The sequence below is a fragment of the Ensifer aridi genome (assembly GCF_002078505.1).
In the GTDB taxonomy this organism is placed as follows: Bacteria; Pseudomonadota; Alphaproteobacteria; order Rhizobiales; family Rhizobiaceae; genus Sinorhizobium; species Sinorhizobium aridi.
In genome coordinates this window covers 311,300-328,285 of the sequence record NZ_LUAV01000035.1, presented here as the reverse complement: position 1 = coordinate 328,285, position 16,986 = coordinate 311,300, and the positions used below count along the sequence as shown (strand labels likewise).

Genomic DNA, 16,986 nt, shown 5'->3' with positions numbered 1-16,986 from the left:
GCAGCCCGGCCGAGCCGGGACGCCTTCTCGCGGAACGTTCCCGGTCAGATCAACCCGTATTGTCTCGCCTTATTGCGCAGGAACGGCAGGCCGTTGCCCATCACTTCTTCCTCGTCCGTGGCGACGGGGCGCCAGACGGCAAGGCCATAGGCCACTTCCGGCGGCATGTTGATAAAGCTTTCCATGGCGAGACCGCCCTTGAAGCCGATCGCCGCGAGGGTGGAAAAAATCTCATCCCACCCACAGGTGCCGTAACCCGGCGTGCCGCGATCGCTTTCGGACAGGTGGATATATTTCAGGTGCTCCCGCGCATCGAGAATGCCCTTGCCGACGCCCTTCTCCTCGATGTTCATGTGGTAGGTGTCGAGATGCACGAAAATGTTGTCGGCCCCGATCCGCTCGATCATCTTGACCGCCTGCCAACCGGTGTTGATCAGGTGGTTCTCATAGCGGTTGACGGCTTCGACGCCGAGTTCGATGCCGCGCGACTTGGCATGCTTGGCCGCTGCCTCGAGCACGCGGGCAATGTTGTCGTACTCCGCTAAGGTAGGCGGCACGCCGGTTCGTTCGCCGATGCCGCCATAGATGACGCCGGAAAGCGCTTCGCCGCCGAGATCGGCCGTCCTGTCGATCGCAACCTTCAAATGGTCAATCGCCGCGTCCGGTCGCACCGACGCCCACGCACGCTCCGGCAGACCGAGCGAGCAGAGCGCGCGCAGACGGTTTTTCTCGAGCAGTGCACGGGTGTGCTCCGTGTCGACGGCAGGCGGGTTGAGCATCGGGATCTCGATGAAGTCGACCGCGTATTTGACCGCGGCCGCCACCGCCCGTTCGGCCCCTCCCCGGTCCCAGTTCATGGTCCACATGCTCGTATGGACGCCAAAACCCTGCATGGTCATGATCCTCTTCTGACAATTGAAAACTTGATCCTGGTTGCCACCCAACGAAGGATCATCACGCCGACGAGCAGGATGCCCCAGACGGCAGTCGCGAGATGCTGGTTGGCTCCGATGAGATTGAGGCCGGACGAGAGAAGCTGTAGCACCACGAGGGCCACGAAGACCGGGATGACCCGGCCGAAGCCGCCAAACGGATTGACGCCTCCCAGGAAGCAGGCAAGCACGGTGATCAGCAGGTAGGATTCACCGTGGCCGATGCGCACTGAATTAAATCGCGCCAGCATGATGATGCCGGCGACCGCACACATGACGCCGGAGAGCGTGTAGACGAGTACGATCGCCTTGCGGGTGTTAATGCCGGAATAGCGGGTCGCCTCGAGGTTGGAGCCGATCATATAGGTGTTAAAGCCGAGCTTGGTACGGCCGAGAAGCACGTGCCAGGCGAGCACGCATGCGATGAAGACGATCAGCGGCACGGGAATGCCGGCGATCGAACCATGGCCGATCGGCCCCACGAAGGCGGGGAAACCCGAGATATCGCCGCCGCGTGTCAGGAACTCGCCGAGCCCGCGCAGGAAGATCATCATCGAGAGCGACACGAGGATCGGGTGGGCGCGCGTGAAGGCGATCACCAGCCCCATCACCACGCCGCTCGCCGCGCCAACCAGTAGCGCCAGCAGGCAGCCGGCGATGAAGATGCCGATGCCGGCATCGACGCCGCCGTTCTCCCTCAGCACCCAGGCAACCGTCAGCCCGGCGATATTCGCGGTGAAGGTGATCGCCAGATTGAGGCCGCCGGTGAGGATCGGCAGCAGCATGGCGAGCGTCAGCAATCCGAGTTCCGGAAGCTGGAAGGCGACCGAACCGAAGGTCGCGGCACTCAGGAACTGCGGCGAGGCAAGACCGAAGACGAGCACGACGGCGACGAAGGCGAGGCCGGGGCCGGCCATTTCGGGTCCGAGAGCAGCTTTGACGCGTTCGAGGATCGTGGTCACCGTCCCCCTCCCTTCTGACCGACAAACGGCAGCAAACGCTCGATCCGGGTATTGGAGAGCGTAATGGCGATCAGGATGATGGCGCCGACGATCATCTTGAAGGCGAACGGCGAGACGCCCATCAAGTTGAGGCCGTTCTGGGTGATCGAGATCAAGAGCACGCCGAGAACGCAGCCGAGCACCGAGCCCTTGCCGCCGCCAAGGCGGGCCCCGCCCAAAACGACCGCGGCAAGCACGTCGAGCTCTCGGCCATAAAGCGCGTTCGGCACCACCTCCTGCGCATAATGTGCCTGGATGAGGCCACCGATTCCCGCCATCAGGCCGAGCCAACCAAAGGCTATGAATTGCATGGCGCCGATGTTGATGCCGAAGCGGCGCGCCCCTTCCGGATTGTCGCCGAAGGCATAGAGCTGCCGTCCGATCGTGGTGCGGGTGATCAGCGCCCAGGTCGCCACGACGCAAATCACCATGACGAGAACCGGCAGCGTGATTTCGATCCAGGTTCCATCCGGCATTTCATGCTCGAAAAGAATGACCCGGTCGGTCAGCCAGTCGGGCAGGTTGTAGATCGACACGCCTCTGGTGAAGAACATCAGTAGCCCGAAGTAAATGTTGAACGTGGAGATCGTCGCAACGATCGAGATGATGCGGAAGCGGTGGATCAGGAAGGCATTGACGCAGCCAAGCAGGATGCCGAGCGAGCCGGCGATCAGGAGTCCGGAAACCCAACCGCCGCCGCCGATCCAGCCAAGCGCGATCGCCGTACAGTATTGGACGACGGAAGCGGCGACCGCGAAGGAGATGTCGATGCCGCCGGCGATCAACACCACCAGAAGACCGACGGCGAAGATGATGTTGACGGCGCTGATGTTCAGGAGGTCGAAGGCGTTGCCGAGCGAAAAGAAGTTTGCCGTGGCGAAGGAAAGCACGGTGCTGATGGCGACGATCACCGCCAGCAGGGAGAACTCGGTCGCGTGAGTGCGGATCAAGCTACGCATAGACGGCCGCCTCGATCTCTTCCAGACGCGTCTGGCGCGGATCATAGCTGCCGACGATGCGGCCCTGCGCCATATGCAGGACCCGGTCGGCGTTGAAATAGACCTCCGGCACCTCGTCCGAGATGAGGATGATCGCGAGGCCGCTCTCCGCGAGCTTGGCAACAATGTCGAAGATGCCGGCACGGGCGCCGACGTCGACGCCGACGGTGGGGCAATCAAGAATGAGGATCTTCGGATCGGTAGCAAGCCACTTCGCGATTGCGACGCGCTGCTGGTTGCCGCCGGAAAGCGTCGATATCGCATCCGCCTGGCGGCCGATCCTGACGCCGAGATCGGCGATCCAGCGTGAAACGAGGCCGCGCTTGCGATCGTCGGAAAGCAGGCCTCCGGAGAGAATCTTGCGAAGCGAGGCGATCACGAGGTTGTCGGCTATCGACTGAGGCTGGATGAGCCCGAGCGACAAACGGTCTTCCGAGAGATAGGCGACACCCGCCTTGATCGCGTCGCGGTTCGAGCCGAAACGGACCTCCCGGCCCTCGATGCGGATCGAGCCCGCGGCAGGCTTCAGCATCCCGAACAGGGCGAGCGCCAGCTCGGTCCTCCCTGCCCCCAAAAGGCCGGTGATGCCGACCGTTTCGCCGCGGCGGACGGTCAGGGAAATGTTCTCGAACTGACCCGGTCGCGTCAGCCCTCGAACATCGAGCACGACCGGGTGATCGTCCCTCGGGCGTGCGCGGACGTGCTGATCGAAGGTCTTGCCGGTCATCAGTTCGGTAATGCGCGACTGCGTCATGCCACCGGCGGGATAGACCCCGACCAACGCGCCATCCCGCAGGACAGTGATGCGGTTTGAAATCTCCAGAACCTCGGCCAGCCGGTGGCTGACGAACACGACGGCGACCCCAGAGGCTGAAAGAGTACGAACGATATCGAGGAGATGGTCCGTTTCCGATTGTGTCAGCGAGGCCGTCGGCTCGTCCATGAAGACGAGCTTGGCCTCACCGACGAGGGCCCGGGCGATCGCCACGATCTGGCGCTGGGCGATCGCATATTCCTTGAGCGGCAGCTCGACGTCGAGCGTGACGCCGAGACGGGCGAGCGCGTCTATGGCGATCCGCCGGATGCGGCCGTAGTCGACGAGACGCGGCCGGCGGCCGACGACCTCGTGGAAGGCAATGTTCTCGGCCACGCTCATTTCCGGGAACAGCGCCAGATCCTGCCAGATGACCTGGATGCCGCAGTCCTGCGCGGTGACCGGCGACATGTGCGAATAGGTCTCGCCGTCATACTCGATGACTGCGCCATCCGCCGGGCGATAGACGCCGGTGATCACTTTGATCAGCGTGCTCTTGCCGCAACCGTTCTCGCCGGCGAGACAATGCACTTCACCGGGGAGCACATCGAAGCTCACATTCTTCAGCGCCTTGATGCCGCCGAACGTCATATTGATGTTGCGAAGGGACAGAAGCGGCTTTTCGCCTACCGTCGCGCTCGTTGCCTGATGCATGGACCCTGCGCCTGTCGTACTTCGTTGCGCGAGACTTGCCAGGCCGGCCGGAGCCGGCCCAGCAGCCGGGAGAACCCGTTGGGATGGGGTGCCCGGCGCGGCCTCCCATCTGAAATCATCGCGGTCTAGAGACCCATCGCGGCGAGATCGGCGACCGTATCCTTGTTGATCGGCACCAGCTGGTCGACAATGATATTGCGGTTTTCGAAGTCTGGATGGACGACGCCGAGGCCTTCGATTTCATCACCGTCCTTGATCTCCTCGCCCTTGAGGAGCTTATCGGCCATCGTTACAAAGACTTCGCCGGCCTGCTTCGGATTCCACATGAAGCCTCCGGAGATCGCGTCGGACTTCACGAGCTTCTGGCCCTGTCCGGGCGAGAAGGGTCCGAGAACGAAGATCTGGCCCACCTTCCGGCGTTCTTCGATAGCGCGGCCGGCGCCGATCGGACCCTGGCTGCCGAAGGCGAGAAAGCCTTTGAGATTCGGGTGAGCGGAGATCAGGTCGAGGGCCGTCGAGCGGCTCTTGTCGACGTCCTCGGCAACGCCGTAGCGTTCACCAACCAGTGTCATCTCGGGATGGTTCTTCTTGATGTAGGCAATTGCCGCGTCTGCCCAGGCGTTGTGAAGCGGAACGGTCAGCGAACCGACGAACACCGCATACTCACCCTTGCCGCCCATCTTGTCCGCCAGGAGCTTGGCATGCGCCTCGCCGAAACCCTGAGACGAAGCGAGCTCGAAGTCCCAGTCCGCGCCCTTCTGACTGGGCGATTCATGCGTGATGACAATGATGCCCTTCTCTTTGGCCTTCGTCAGCACCGGCTCCAGCACTTTGGCATCGTTGGGCACTACCCCGATGACCTTCACGCCCTGGGCGATCAGATCCTCGATCGCACGAACCTGCAATGCCGGGTCAGCACTCGTCGGTCCGACCATGAAAGCGTCGAGGCCGAGCTTCTGGCCGCGTTCCTTGATCCCGGCTTCCATTGCGTTGAACCACGGGATGCCGCCGATCTTGACGACGACGCCAACCTTGGGCGTTTCCTGCGCCGCGACGGAAAAGGCACCGGCGAGCGAAAGCGATGCCGCTAAAGCGGCGGCAAGAATTTTCCTGATCATGTCTCTCCTCCACTGGTTCCCGCAAGGGGAACTCTCCCGGGCGCATGGGGCGCCGGCCTCCAGTTTCAATCCTCCATGACGAGAAGCGATTTCCCGCCGCCTACCGCCGCCTCCTCAGACGACCCCAACGCATTTGCGCAATCGACATTTCTTATTTGCACAATCGATGGTGCAAAGACTATCCTGCAGACTTAATCTGTCGTCAAGCGGAAATCGGCTCTAAGACATTTTGGGGAGGACCACATGGCGAACAGCAGCAAGAAAAAGGCGACGATCTACGACCTCTCGGTGCTCTCGGGAAGTTCGCCTTCAACGGTGAGCGCGGTGCTGAACGGCACTTGGCGCAAACGGCGCATCAAGGCAAGCACCGCCGAACTCATCCAGAGCCTCGCCGAGACCCACCAGTATACGGCAAACCGCCAGGCGCGGGGGCTGCGCAGTTCCCGCTCCGGGCTCGTCGGACTGCTGTTGCCCGTGCACGACAATCGCTACTTCTCTTCCCTCGCCCAGACGTTCGAGGCGCATGTGCGCAGCAAGGGTCAGTGCCCGATCGTCGTTAGCGCCAGCCGCGATCCTGACGAGGAGCGCAAGACGGCCGCAACGCTGATCTCCTATTCCATCGACGAACTGTTCATCTGCGGCGCAACCGATCCGGACGGCGTCCACGAGGTCTGCGAGGCTGCGGGGCTGAAGCACATCAACATCGACCTCCCAGGCACGAAGGTCCCCTCCGTCATCAGTGACAATTTTGAGGGCGGTCGGCTACTGACCGAAGCCATCATCCGCCACTTTCCGGCCGACCGCCCGCTCCAGCCGAACGACCTCTATCTGTTCGGCGGCCGCAACGACCATGCGAGCCATGAACGGATCCGCGGATTCCGCGCGGTGAAAAAGGAGCTGCTCGGCGGTGATCCGGACGAATGCATCCAACCGACCGGCTATGCGGCGAATAATGCAAGGAGAGCCTTCGAAGCCTTTTTCGCCCGACACGGCAAGTTGCCCCGCGGCCTTTTCGTGAATTCCTCGATCAATTTCGAAGGCTTGCTGCGCTTCATGGCCGGGCACCCGCACGACAATTTCGCCGATCTCGTCGTCGGCTGCTACGATTACGATCCTTTCGCATCGTTCCTCCCCTTCCCCGTCATCATGATCCGGCAAGACGTCGAGGGAATGATCGCCAAGGCCTTCGAAGTCATCGAGGAATTGCGGCCACCGCCGCAAATTCATTTGGTCCAGCCGGAGCTTGTGCCTCCAAGGACCGCCCTCACAGGCCCGCTCGACGCGCTGAAAGACATCGACCGGTGAGGTCGGGAGTTTTCAGAATCGGCCATTAGCCGCTCCGCCTTCATAGGCTGGTGAAGGGCCGAGGGCCCCTCCTCGGCGGCATGCGACCGTACGAGGAATGAGGCGCCGCGGGCGGATGCGGGCAAACGCCGGCAAACGGTCGATACCGCCACCACCTCAAAGGTTGAACGCCGCGCCGATCAGCGTCTTCGTGTAGGCCTCCTTCGGCGCTTGGAAGATCGCGTCCGTCTCCCCTTCCTCGACAATGCGGCCGTTCTTCATCACGATCACGTAATCCGACATCGCCTTCACGACGGAGAGGTCGTGGCTGATGAAGATGTAGGAGAGGCCGTGCTTCATCTGCAGATCGCGCAGGAGTTCGATCACCTGACCCTGCACCGAACGGTCGAGCGCCGAGGTGGGTTCGTCGAGGATCACCACCTTCGGCTTCAGGATCATCGCGCGGGCGATCGCGATGCGCTGGCGCTGCCCACCCGAGAACTCGTGCGGATAGCGGTTGCGCGAAGCGGGATCGAGGCCGACCTCCTTCAGAGCCGCGATCGCACGGCGATCGCGTTCGGCGCGGCTCAACTCCGGCTCGTGCACGTAGAGGCCTTCGGTGATGATCTCGCCGACGGTCCGGCGCGGCGAGAGCGAGCCGTAAGGGTCCTGGAAGACGAGCTGGAGTTCGCGGCGCAGGGGCCGCATCGCACTGCGGTCGAAGCCGGATATATCCGTTGTGCCGAAGCGGTAATAGCCGCTGCTCGGCAGCAGCCGCAGCAAGGCCCGCCCGAGCGTCGATTTACCCGAACCGGACTCGCCGACGATGCCGATCGTCTGACCCTGCTTCAGGCGCAGATTGACGCCGTCGACCGCGCGGAAGACGGTCGATGCTCCGCGGAACAGTCCGCCGGGGATCGTGTAGTCGACGGCAACGTCGCGGCCTTCGAGGATGATCGGCGCGCGATCGGCGGGCGGCGCCTTGTGCCCGCTTGGCTCAGCGGCAAGCAGCATCTTCGTATAGTCCGCCTTCGGCCGCTCGAAGATCTCGGCCGTCGTCCCCTGCTCCACGACCTCGCCCCGGCGCATCACCGCGACGCGATCGGCGAAGTGCTTGACGATGCCGAGGTCGTGCGTGATGAGCACGATCGCCATGCCGAAGCGCTTCTGCAGCGATTTCAAGAGATCGAGGATCTGCGCCTGGATCGTTACGTCGAGCGCCGTGGTCGGCTCGTCGGCAATGAGGATGTCCGGTTCGTTGGCGAGCGCCATGGCTATCATGACGCGCTGGCGCTGGCCGCCGGAAAGCTCGTGCGGATAGCTGTCGATCCGCCGGCCGGGTTCCGGAATGCCGACGAGTTCCAGGAGCTCGAGCACGCGCTTCCTCGCCTCCTTGAACGTGCCGCCGCGGTGATGGACGATCGGCTCCGCGATCTGCCGGCCGATCGTGTAAAGCGGATCGAGCGAGGTCATCGGCTCCTGAAAGATCATGGTGATCTTCGAGCCGCGCACGCTGTTCAGTCCCTTCGGCGAAAGCCCGATGAGCTCCTTGCCGCGATAGCGGGCCGAACCGGTGACCGTGCCGTTCTTCGCGAGCAGCCCCATGATGCCCATCATGGTCTGGCTCTTGCCGGAACCGGATTCGCCGACCACCGCCAGCGTTTCGCCGGAACGGACATCGAGATCGATGCCCTTGACCGCCTCGACCGTGCCGTCCGGCGTCGAAAAATCCACCTTGAGGCCGCGCACGGCGAGAATGGAGTCGTTCATCTCTATCATGTCAGCGGTCCTTCGGGTCGAGCGCATCGCGCAGGCCGTCGCCGACGAAATTGAGCGAGAACAGCGTGACGACGAAGAAGGTGGCCGGGAAAATCAAGAGCCACGGCGCCGACTGGATATTGTTTGCACCTTCGGAGATCAGCGCCCCCCAGCTTGTGAGCGGCGCCTGCACGCCGAGGCCGAGGAACGACAGGAAGCTTTCGAGCAGGATGACCTTCGGCACGACGACGGTGACGAAGACGATCACCGGACCGATCGTGTTCGGAATGATATGCCGGCGGATGATCTGCCAGTCGGTGAGACCGAGCGCTTGCGCGGCGCCCACAAACTCGCGCCGCTTGAGAGCCAGCGTCTGGCCACGGACGATACGCGCCATGTCCAGCCATTCGACCGCGCCAATCACCAGAAAGATGAGAATGAAGCTGCGGCCGAAGAAGACGACGAGCACCACGACGAGGAAGACGAAGGGCAGCGAATAGAGAATCTCGACGAGACGCATCATGACGTTGTCGACGCGCCCGCCGATATAGCCGGAAGTCGCTCCGTAGACGACGCCGATGCCGAGAGAGACGAGGCTTGCGAGCAGACCGACGGCAATCGAGATCTGCCCGCCGAGCATGACGCGGACGAGCAGGTCGCGGCCGTTTGAATCCGTGCCGAAGGGGAAATATTCGCGATCCACTTGCCCTTCGACCTTCAGTGTGCGGCCGTCGTCCTCGGTCGCGACCACCTTGGTGTTCTCGAACTCGTTTGCCCGGTCGAAATAGCGCGTGGCACGCGGGTCGATCGGCTGGTCCGACGTCACGGTGGCGGTGAAGGTTTCGCCCTCGACATTGAATTCCGTCAACGTCACGCGCGCGCGGGTCGCGACACCCTCCATGACGTCCTGCAGTGTCGACGTGTCCGGCCGGGGCTCGAGGCTCGGGCTGATCGAGACATAGGAGGGGAAGACCTGATCGTAGGTGTGCGGCGAGAACCATGGACCAACGAACGAGAAGAGCGCGATCAGCGTCAGCATGACGCAGCCGGCCATGGCGGCACGGTTGCGGCGGAAGCGGATCGCTGCCAGCTGGAAGAGGCTGCGGCCCTTGGTTTCCGGCGAGGCGGCCGGTGCCTGAACGATATCAGTCATGGCGGACCCTCGGATCGAGCAGGCCGTAGAGAATATCGACCAGAAGATTGAAGACGATGACGAAGATGGCGATGAGGATCACGGTGCCCATCACCAGCGTGTAGTCACGGTTGATCGCGCCGAGAACGAAATAGCGTCCGACGCCGGGAATGGTGAAGATCGTCTCTACCACGGCCGAACCGGTCAAAAGTGCTGCGGCACAAGGCGCAAGATAAGAGACGACGGGCAGCAGCGCACCGCGCATCGCATGCGTCACCACGACGACGCGGGACGGCAGGCCATAAGCCTTCGCGGTGCGGATATGGTCGGTGTTGAGCGCCTCGATCATAGAGCCGCGCGTAAGCCTGGCGAAGACGGCGAGCTGCGGAAGAGCGAGGGCGATCATAGGCAGGATCAGGAAGCGGAACGATCCGTCGCCCCAGCCGCCGGCGGGCAGCCAGGAAAGCATGATCGCGAAGATGAGCGTCAACACAGGGCCGACGACGAAGTTCGGTACGGTGACGCCAACCGTCGAGATCGACATGACCGCGAAATCGATGAAACTGTTCTGCCTGAGCGCGGCGATCGTGCCGGCAATGACCCCGCCGACAACGGCCAATATCAAAGCGTAGAAGCCGAGCTCCATCGAATAGGGCAAGCCCTTGCCGATCAACTGCGCGACATTGTTGTCATGGTAGATGTAACTCGGGCCGAAGTCGCCGGTCACCGCATTGCTGAGATAGGTGACGTATTGGCTCCAGAGCGGCTGATCGAGGTGATAGGTCCTCATCAGGTTCTCCATCGTGGCGGGAGGGAGAGGACGCTCGAGATTGAAGGGGCCGCCTGGGGCAAAGCGCATCAGGAAGAAGGAAATGGTGACGACGATAAACAGCGTCGGCACCGCACTCGCCAATCGGCGAAGGATGAAGGAGATCATGGACGTGCTCCGGAGGCGACGCGCGGGAGCCCCGCGCGTCGCCTCAATTCGTTATTCGGCGACGCTCAGGAACTTGCTCAGGTGCGCGTTCGGCGAGTTGTCCTGCCAGCCGTTAACGCGATCCGAAACGAGCCACAGGTCAGCCTGAGTCAGGAACGGTGCGATCGGCTGTTCCTTCATCAGCAGCGCTTCCGCCTCGTGCAGGATCTTCGAGCGGGCCGCCGGATCCTGTTCCTCATAGGACTTCTTCATCAACGCGTCGTACTCGGCGTTTTCGAAGTGGCCATAGTTGAAGGTCTTGTTGGTGCTGACGCTGAGCGCCAGGAAGTTCTCCGCATCGGCATAGTCGGCGACCCAGCCGGCGCGCGCGACGTTGAACTTGCCGCCTTCCTGCAGGTAGGCATAGTGCGACGACACGTCGAGGTTCACGAGCGAGACCTTGGCGCCGAAGGTATTCTTCCACATGTCCGCTACAGCGGTTGCAACGCGCTCATGGTTCGGGTTGGTGTTGTAGCGGATTTCGATGTTCAGCGGCTTGCCACCCTCGCCGTAGCCGGCTTCCTTCATCAGCTCGATCGCCTTGTCCTCGCGGTCGAGCTGCGACATCTCGGCGAAATCGGCCTTGGCGGGTTCACCATAGCTTTCGATGCCCGGCGGGACCATCGAGTAGGATGGAAGTTGCGAGCCGCTGTAGATTTCCTTGGCCAGGAAGTCGCGATCGACTGCCATCGAGAGCGCGCGGCGAACGCGGACATCGCTATAGGGCTCCTGGCGCGTGTCGAAGGCGTAATAGTAGGTTGCAAGCGTCGGTGAGACATGGACCTGGTCACCGTAGGACTTGCGCAGTCGCTCGATCTGGTCGGCCGAGAAGTTGTAGACGAGGTCCATTTCCTTCGCTTCGAAGCGACGCACCGAGGCGGCCTGGTCGTCGATCGGGTAGAAGATCACCTTGTCGAGCTTGACATTGGCGGCATCCCAATAGTTCGTGTTCTTCTCGACCGTCAGGCTGTCGTTCGGCACATGCGCCGTCAGGCGGAAAGCGCCGTTGGAAACCATGACACCCGGCTTGACGAAATCCGCCCCATTCTTTTCGACGCTCGCCTTGCTGACCGGCAGCGCCGTCTGGTGGGCGAGCAATTCCAGGAAGAAGGGTGTCGGGCGTTCGAGGGTGACTTCGAGCGTCTTTTCGTCGACGGCCTTCACGCCGAGCTGGTCGAGCGGCAGTTCGCCCTTGTTGACCTTTTCCGCATTCTTGATCGGGTAAAGGATGTTGGCGTATTCGGCGGCCGTCTTCGGGTCCTCGACGCGGCGGAACGAGAAGGCGAAATCCTCGGCGGTCACAGGCGAGCCGTCGGACCACTTGGCATCGGCACGCAGCTTGAAGGTGTAGACGGTACCGTCGTCCGAAAGCTCCCAGGTTTCGGCGACACCGGGCACGATCTTGCCGGCGGCGTCGTAGATCGTCAGGCCTTCATAGAGGTCCTTGAGGATGAACTCCTCGATGTTGATCGAGGTGTGCGCCTGGTCGAGCGTCTGCGGCTCGCCGGCATTGCCGCGATGAAGCACGGCCTCCGCGAGCGCCGGACTTGCGCCGATGAGCAGCGAGCCAATGAGCGCGGCGGCGCTGAGGTTGAGTTTCAGTGAAGCCATTTTTCTTCTCCTTCCCCTCGTTTTGAGTGTGGTTGATCGCAGGAGAGAAGTGCAATTTCGCGGGAAAGGCAAGGCGATTCCTGCACCCTCCTTTATAAAACGAAATTCTGATTATCGCAAAGGTTGTAGCTCCTTTGCGACGAATCCTGCCGCCATCGTGACGATGGGCGGCTGAGCGGAATTATGCGCCGCCCGCTGCCAACTGCAACGTTTTAGATGTTTTTTCCTAGGCGCGAAGGCATGGCGGCCGTGGCACGGCCGCGGCGTTGTCATGCAAGCTTCATCAATGGAAGCGGCACTTTACGTAATATGCGGAAAAATTTGCCATCTCTTTCGCAATCTTTTTGCGAACTGGTTTGCACATCTCTGCAGCCGCGTTGCTTGACGAGGAACAGATTTGCGCCCTTCGGTGGCATGGCGCTTCCCCGTAAGCCTGCCTCTCTCTCGCGCCTCTTCCCCAGGTCGCCATCACCAACCAGAAAGCGAAAGCGGTGATTTTTGACGAGATCGTTTTTCATCCACAGCAATTCCTCTGAAGCACGTTCATCAAGTGCACGTGGCGCATCCGGGGCCGGTTGCCAAAAGGTCTGCATCAACTATTGTGCGCTTGACTTGGGTCCGGAAAGCCGTTTTCGGGGCAGTGGAGCACGCCCATACGCGTGTGCAGAGGGCGGCGAAGGGGCCTCATCCGACGGCGGCTTCGAGCGCTTCATCGTGGCGCCTGGAGTAGGCGTCTAGCATCAGGGAGATTTCGAATGGCATTGATCACATTGCGGCAACTGCTCGACCATGCAGCGCAAAACAATTACGCGCTGCCAGCCTTCAATGTGAACAATCTCGAATACATCCAGGCCGTCATGAAGGCCGCGGATGCGACCGATTCTCCCGTTATCCTGCAGGCGAGCCGCGGCGCGCGCGCCTATGCGGGCGACGCCTTCCTGCGTCACCTGATCCTCGGTGCGGCGGAAGAATATCCGCACATCCCGGTCTGTCTCCATCTCGACCATGGCGACCAGCCGTCGACCTGCATCTCGGCCATCACCAACGGCTTCACCTCCGTAATGATGGACGGCTCGCTGGAGAGGGACGGCAAAACCGTCGCGAGCTATGAATACAACGTCGCGGTCACCGCGGAGGTCGTGAAGATCGCTCATGCGGCGGGCGTCTCCGTCGAGGGCGAGCTCGGCTGCCTCGGCAATCTCGAAACCGGCGCCGGCGACAAGGAAGACGGGCACGGTTTCGAAGGCAAGCTCACGCGCGAGGAGCTGTTGACGGACCCCGACCAGGCCCTCGACTTCGTCACCAAGACGGGCGTCGATGCTCTCGCGGTCGCGATCGGCACGAGCCACGGCGCCTACAAGTTCACGCGTGAGCCGGACGGCGAGATCCTCTCGATCGAGACGATCGCCAAGATCAACAAGCGGCTGCCGAACACGCATCTCGTTATGCACGGGTCGTCGACCGTGCCGGCCGATCTCCAGGAACTTTTCAACGCCTATGGCGGCAAGATGAAAAAGACCTGGGGCGTGCCGGTCTCGGAAATCCAGAAGGCCATTCCGCTCGGTGTCCGCAAGGTCAATATCGACACCGATCTTCGCCTCGCCTTCACCGGCGAGATCCGTAAGCACCATCTCGAGCATCCGGACAATTTCGACCCCCGCAACTATCTGAAGCCGGCAATCGCCCGCATGACCGAGATCTGCAAGGAACGCTTCCAGGCCTTCCGCTCCGCCGGCCAGGCATCGAAGATCCGGGTACTGAGGCTGCCGGAAATGGCGAAGCGCTACGCAGCCGCGTAGTTCGTCGGGTCACAGGCACGTTATTGCCGCAACGCGGCGCACCGGGCAGTCGCGTCGCGTTAGCGTTTCGCCGGCGCTAGCCTTGCCTCTCCATGTGTATCTCGTGCTCGTAGAGCTGATCCATGCTGAGCGAGGCCACTTCCGCCAGGCGCGTCTGACTTTTCACGCGGCCTGAGCCGAGAACCACGACATCGTCGCAGAACGAAATCGTGCTGCGGTGATGGCTGATCACGACCGTTGTGCGGCGGCCCGCTCTCGATTTCAACGTCTCGACGATTGCCGCTTCCGACAGACCGTCGACGGCATTCGTCGCCTCGTCCAGGATCAGGATCGCCGGGTCGCGCACCAGCGCCCGCGCGAGCGCGACCCGCTGCCGTTGTCCCGCCGAGAGGCTCGCTCCCCTATAGCCCACCACCGTGTCGTAGCCCTGCGGCAGTTTTTCGATGAAGCTGTGCGCCTCGGCCAGCTTCGCCGCTCGCTCCACTTCCGCAAGCGTAGCGCTCTGACCGTAGGTGATGTTTTCCAGAATGCTTCCGTCAACCAGTTCCAGATCCTGGCTGGCGACGGCGATCTGCCGCCGCCACTGGACGGGATCGATTTCATTGAGCGGCACGCCATCGATGAGAATGCGTCCCTCATCCGGCTCCACGAAACGGCAAAGCAGATTGACGATGGTGGTCTTGCCGGCGCCCGAGCGGCCGATGATCGCCGTCGACCGGCCATGATGGATCTGGAAGCCCGCGGAACGCAACACGATGGGGCGTTCCTCAGAGCCTGGATATCGGAATGTCACCCGGTCGAACTGGATGGCCCGGCGCAAACCCCTAAACGGCTCGCTGCCCGTCGGAGGCTTCGGTTTGTCGGAAGAATCCAGAAGCCATCGCACCTCCTCGAGCGAGCCGCTCCAACCCTGGATCTGGCTCCAGGACATCTGCAGCGCACGCACGTGCGGCTGCAGGCGGTAGAGCAGGACGACGAAAGCGACGATCACGGGAAAGCTCACCCCGACGAACCAGGCACCCACCACCGCCGCGAGGAACAGGGCGGAATGGAGCACTTCTGTCAGCGGTGGCAGGACGCCCTGGCGTGTCTGCAGCACAAATCCGGCGCGGCGCACGGCTTCCGATGCGGCGTCGAAGGCGTTCTTCTCGCGCTGCTCCTGACCGAACACACGGATGAGCCGCCCCGCATGCACCAAGTGCAGCATCCTCCCGGCCAGCTCGCTGTTGAAGGAGGTCACGTCGCGGCTCGGGCGTTTGAGAGTGGACGAAAGGGCCGCATGCGAAAGCTGAACGAGAACGAGGCCGAGCGCGACGAAAAGCGTCATCTGCCAGGAGAGGAGCAACAGGAAGGCCATCAAAATCACGGTTGCGGAGCCGTGCACGATCGCAGCGAGCACCGTCTGTATGGCGTCGGAGGCGCGCCATGATTCGTTGGAGATGATGTTCAGCAGGCGGCCTGGATTTTGCTGCATGAAGAAAGGATAGCCGATCCTCAAGAGCTGATCCGAGAGCGCGCTGCGGATGGCGTGGCTCGCCTTGCCGTAGATGAAGTTGGTGAGCAGCGTATTCGCAAAGGCCAGAACATTCTTGAGTGTGATCAGGGAAAGGACAGCTGCGGCGATCGCAAGCAATCGCGTGCCGTCGTTCAGCCCCTGCCCCATTTGCTGGAAGAATGCGGAAATTCCGCTCAAGCCTCCGGCCTGTCCGTCCCCAGCGATGATGCTGAGCATCGGGATTATGAGCCCGATTCCTGCGCCTTCGAGTGCGGCGCTGGCGAGGCCCAGAACGACGACCGCCGGAAGAAGGCGCATTTGCGGTCCCAGCGCGTCACGCAAGACATGCAAGCCGGGCAACAGGAATCGCAACATGGCGGCCCTCTCATTTTCTTTTTCAGCTCTTGTGCTGTCAGCTTGAACCGGCGTCGGCCGACCCGTGGGCAACCGACTGGTTGCAGCAAGGTACATGAACTTTGCGGCACCGAGCAGATTCATCGAAACGATCGGCCAGTGCGACAGTCGGAGTTCCGGATCGAACCTCGCGCCGCCGAAAGCCTGTGTGCAGGCGGATCTGACGGTCCAGCAGAAGTGCCTGATAAGCCATGGCGCTCTGAAGAGATGCTTTAAGCAAAGCCCGCCATTGCCAAGGCTATAGCTGCGGTGAAGCTTTTCGATGGCCGCACGGGTGCGCCGTCCATGGTGATGGTGGACGACCATGTCCGGAACATATTCGACCGCAATGCCCAGCTCGAAAGCGCGCAGGAGATAGTCCGTGTCCTCAGCCGATTGCAGCGGCGCGCCGGCTCCGAAGCGCTCGTCGAAGGGACCGACGAGAGCCGCGACGTCGCGATGCATGGTCATGTTGCAGCCAAGCACGAAACCGCCGGGGTGAACGTCGCGGGTCAGCTGCGCCGCGACCCTCGACCGTTTGATCGTGAAGGGCAAATCGGATGGATTGCCAAGTTCGACGCGGCCCCCGCGGATGACGCGCATTTCGCCATTGGCGTAGTGCCGCTTCAGGTCAGCGAGATAGCTGCTGTCGACCTCGCAATCGTCGTCGATGAAGACAAGGATTCGGCCCCGGGCCTGCGCCAGGCCGGCGTTGCGTGCCGCAGCCAGCCCCGGGCGCCGCTCGGTGACGCGTGTGATCGCGATGAGCGACGCGGCGGCGATACGGATGAGCTCGTCCGGCGTGCCATCGGTAGAGCCGTTGTCTACGACCACGAGCTCGCTTGTAATGGACGCGTGGGCACGACAGGCGCGCTCTATCGATCGGATGCAGGCCTGAAGCGCCCGGACGCGATTGTGCGTGCAGACGATGAAGGTCACGAAAGGCCGGGGGCCGCCAGAGCTCGACGGGATGGCCATGGATCCCGCCGCCGAATCAGGGTGCGCCCTTTCCCTCTCTAGA

General features: G+C 62.3%; 13 protein-coding genes and 1 pseudogene. 2 read left to right on the top strand and 12 right to left on the bottom strand.

Annotation, left to right across the window (positions count from 1 at the left end; all coding sequences use genetic code 11):
- Positions 1–44 precede the first annotated feature (44 nt).
- From AYK65_RS27480 to AYK65_RS27460, 5 genes are all read right to left on the bottom strand, one after another.
- A complete protein-coding gene (locus tag AYK65_RS27480; protein ID WP_026615039.1) occupies positions 45–893 on the bottom strand; it encodes a sugar phosphate isomerase/epimerase family protein in 849 nt (282 codons plus the stop codon).
- Positions 894–895: 2 nt separating this feature from the next.
- A complete protein-coding gene (locus AYK65_RS27475) occupies positions 896–1,894 on the bottom strand; it encodes an ABC transporter permease (protein ID WP_026615038.1) in 999 nt (332 codons plus the stop codon).
- On the bottom strand, positions 1,891–2,892 hold the full coding sequence (locus AYK65_RS27470; RefSeq protein WP_026615037.1) for an ABC transporter permease: 1,002 nt from the start codon (positions 2,890–2,892) through the stop codon (positions 1,891–1,893). The genes AYK65_RS27475 and AYK65_RS27470 overlap by 4 nt, the downstream gene beginning before the upstream one ends.
- Positions 2,885–4,399, bottom strand: a complete 1,515-nt coding sequence (locus AYK65_RS27465; RefSeq protein ID WP_081162312.1) for a sugar ABC transporter ATP-binding protein — start codon at positions 4,397–4,399, stop codon at positions 2,885–2,887. Before AYK65_RS27465 ends, AYK65_RS27470 begins: the two co-directional genes overlap by 8 nt.
- A gap of 125 nt (positions 4,400–4,524) precedes the next feature.
- Entirely contained in the window at positions 4,525–5,517 is a 993-nt protein-coding gene (locus AYK65_RS27460; RefSeq protein WP_026615035.1) for an autoinducer 2 ABC transporter substrate-binding protein, read from the bottom strand.
- A 243-nt stretch (positions 5,518–5,760) separates the two neighbouring features.
- Between AYK65_RS27460 and AYK65_RS27455 the strand changes: the two genes are divergently transcribed.
- The gene (locus AYK65_RS27455; protein WP_081162309.1) at positions 5,761–6,822 is read left to right on the top strand and encodes a LacI family DNA-binding transcriptional regulator; all 1,062 of its coding nucleotides are present in this window, start codon (positions 5,761–5,763) and stop codon (positions 6,820–6,822) included.
- Positions 6,823–6,978: 156 nt separating this feature from the next.
- Here AYK65_RS27455 and AYK65_RS27450 read toward each other — a convergent pair whose 3' ends face one another.
- The 5 genes from AYK65_RS27450 to AYK65_RS32160 form a co-directional block, all read right to left on the bottom strand.
- Positions 6,979–8,580, bottom strand: a complete 1,602-nt coding sequence (locus AYK65_RS27450; protein WP_081162307.1) for an ABC transporter ATP-binding protein — start codon at positions 8,578–8,580, stop codon at positions 6,979–6,981.
- A gap of 1 nt (position 8,581) precedes the next feature.
- Entirely contained in the window at positions 8,582–9,712 is a 1,131-nt protein-coding gene (locus tag AYK65_RS27445) for an ABC transporter permease (RefSeq protein WP_081162304.1), read from the bottom strand.
- Positions 9,705–10,628, bottom strand: a complete 924-nt coding sequence (oppB, locus tag AYK65_RS27440; protein WP_026615031.1) for an oligopeptide ABC transporter permease OppB — start codon at positions 10,626–10,628, stop codon at positions 9,705–9,707. Before oppB ends, AYK65_RS27445 begins: the two co-directional genes overlap by 8 nt.
- Before the next feature lie 51 nt (positions 10,629–10,679).
- The gene (locus tag AYK65_RS27435; RefSeq protein ID WP_026615030.1) at positions 10,680–12,278 is read right to left on the bottom strand and encodes a peptide ABC transporter substrate-binding protein; all 1,599 of its coding nucleotides are present in this window, start codon (positions 12,276–12,278) and stop codon (positions 10,680–10,682) included.
- Positions 12,279–12,547: 269 nt separating this feature from the next.
- Entirely contained in the window at positions 12,548–12,796 is a 249-nt protein-coding gene (locus tag AYK65_RS32160) for a hypothetical protein (protein WP_139793360.1), read from the bottom strand.
- Between the two features lie 237 nt (positions 12,797–13,033).
- On the opposite strand from AYK65_RS32160, the gene fba reads away from it, so the two are divergent.
- On the top strand, positions 13,034–14,077 hold the full coding sequence (gene fba / locus AYK65_RS27430) for a class II fructose-bisphosphate aldolase (RefSeq protein ID WP_046116711.1): 1,044 nt from the start codon (positions 13,034–13,036) through the stop codon (positions 14,075–14,077).
- A 76-nt stretch (positions 14,078–14,153) separates the two neighbouring features.
- Here fba and AYK65_RS32155 read toward each other — a convergent pair whose 3' ends face one another.
- Both AYK65_RS32155 and AYK65_RS32150 read right to left on the bottom strand, forming a co-directional pair.
- Positions 14,154–15,947 carry an ABC transporter ATP-binding protein gene (locus AYK65_RS32155; protein ID WP_046116830.1) on the bottom strand — a complete coding sequence of 598 codons (1,794 nt, stop codon included), beginning with the start codon at positions 15,945–15,947 and terminating at the stop codon, positions 14,154–14,156.
- Between the two features lie 39 nt (positions 15,948–15,986).
- Positions 15,987–16,943, bottom strand: a pseudogene (locus tag AYK65_RS32150) (glycosyltransferase family 2 protein); the annotation flags it as partial.
- Positions 16,944–16,986: the final 43 nt, after the last annotated feature.

Coding starts and splice junctions, on each gene's coding strand:
- AYK65_RS27480 (WP_026615039.1), bottom strand. CDS start 893: ATGCAGGGTTTTGGCGTCCATACGAGCATGTGGACCATGAACTGGGAC.
- AYK65_RS27470 (WP_026615037.1), bottom strand. CDS start 2,892: ATGCGTAGCTTGATCCGCACTCACGCGACCGAGTTCTCCCTGCTGGCG.
- AYK65_RS27465 (WP_081162312.1), bottom strand. CDS start 4,399: ATGCATCAGGCAACGAGCGCGACGGTAGGCGAAAAGCCGCTTCTGTCC.
- AYK65_RS27460 (WP_026615035.1), bottom strand. CDS start 5,517: ATGATCAGGAAAATTCTTGCCGCCGCTTTAGCGGCATCGCTTTCGCTC.
- AYK65_RS27455 (WP_081162309.1), top strand. CDS start 5,761: ATGGCGAACAGCAGCAAGAAAAAGGCGACGATCTACGACCTCTCGGTG.
- AYK65_RS27450 (WP_081162307.1), bottom strand. CDS start 8,580: ATGATAGAGATGAACGACTCCATTCTCGCCGTGCGCGGCCTCAAGGTG.
- AYK65_RS27445 (WP_081162304.1), bottom strand. CDS start 9,712: ATGACTGATATCGTTCAGGCACCGGCCGCCTCGCCGGAAACCAAGGGC.
- oppB (WP_026615031.1), bottom strand. CDS start 10,628: ATGATCTCCTTCATCCTTCGCCGATTGGCGAGTGCGGTGCCGACGCTG.
- AYK65_RS27435 (WP_026615030.1), bottom strand. CDS start 12,278: ATGGCTTCACTGAAACTCAACCTCAGCGCCGCCGCGCTCATTGGCTCG.
- AYK65_RS32160 (WP_139793360.1), bottom strand. CDS start 12,796: ATGAAAAACGATCTCGTCAAAAATCACCGCTTTCGCTTTCTGGTTGGT.
- fba (WP_046116711.1), top strand. CDS start 13,034: ATGGCATTGATCACATTGCGGCAACTGCTCGACCATGCAGCGCAAAAC.
- AYK65_RS32155 (WP_046116830.1), bottom strand. CDS start 15,947: ATGTTGCGATTCCTGTTGCCCGGCTTGCATGTCTTGCGTGACGCGCTG.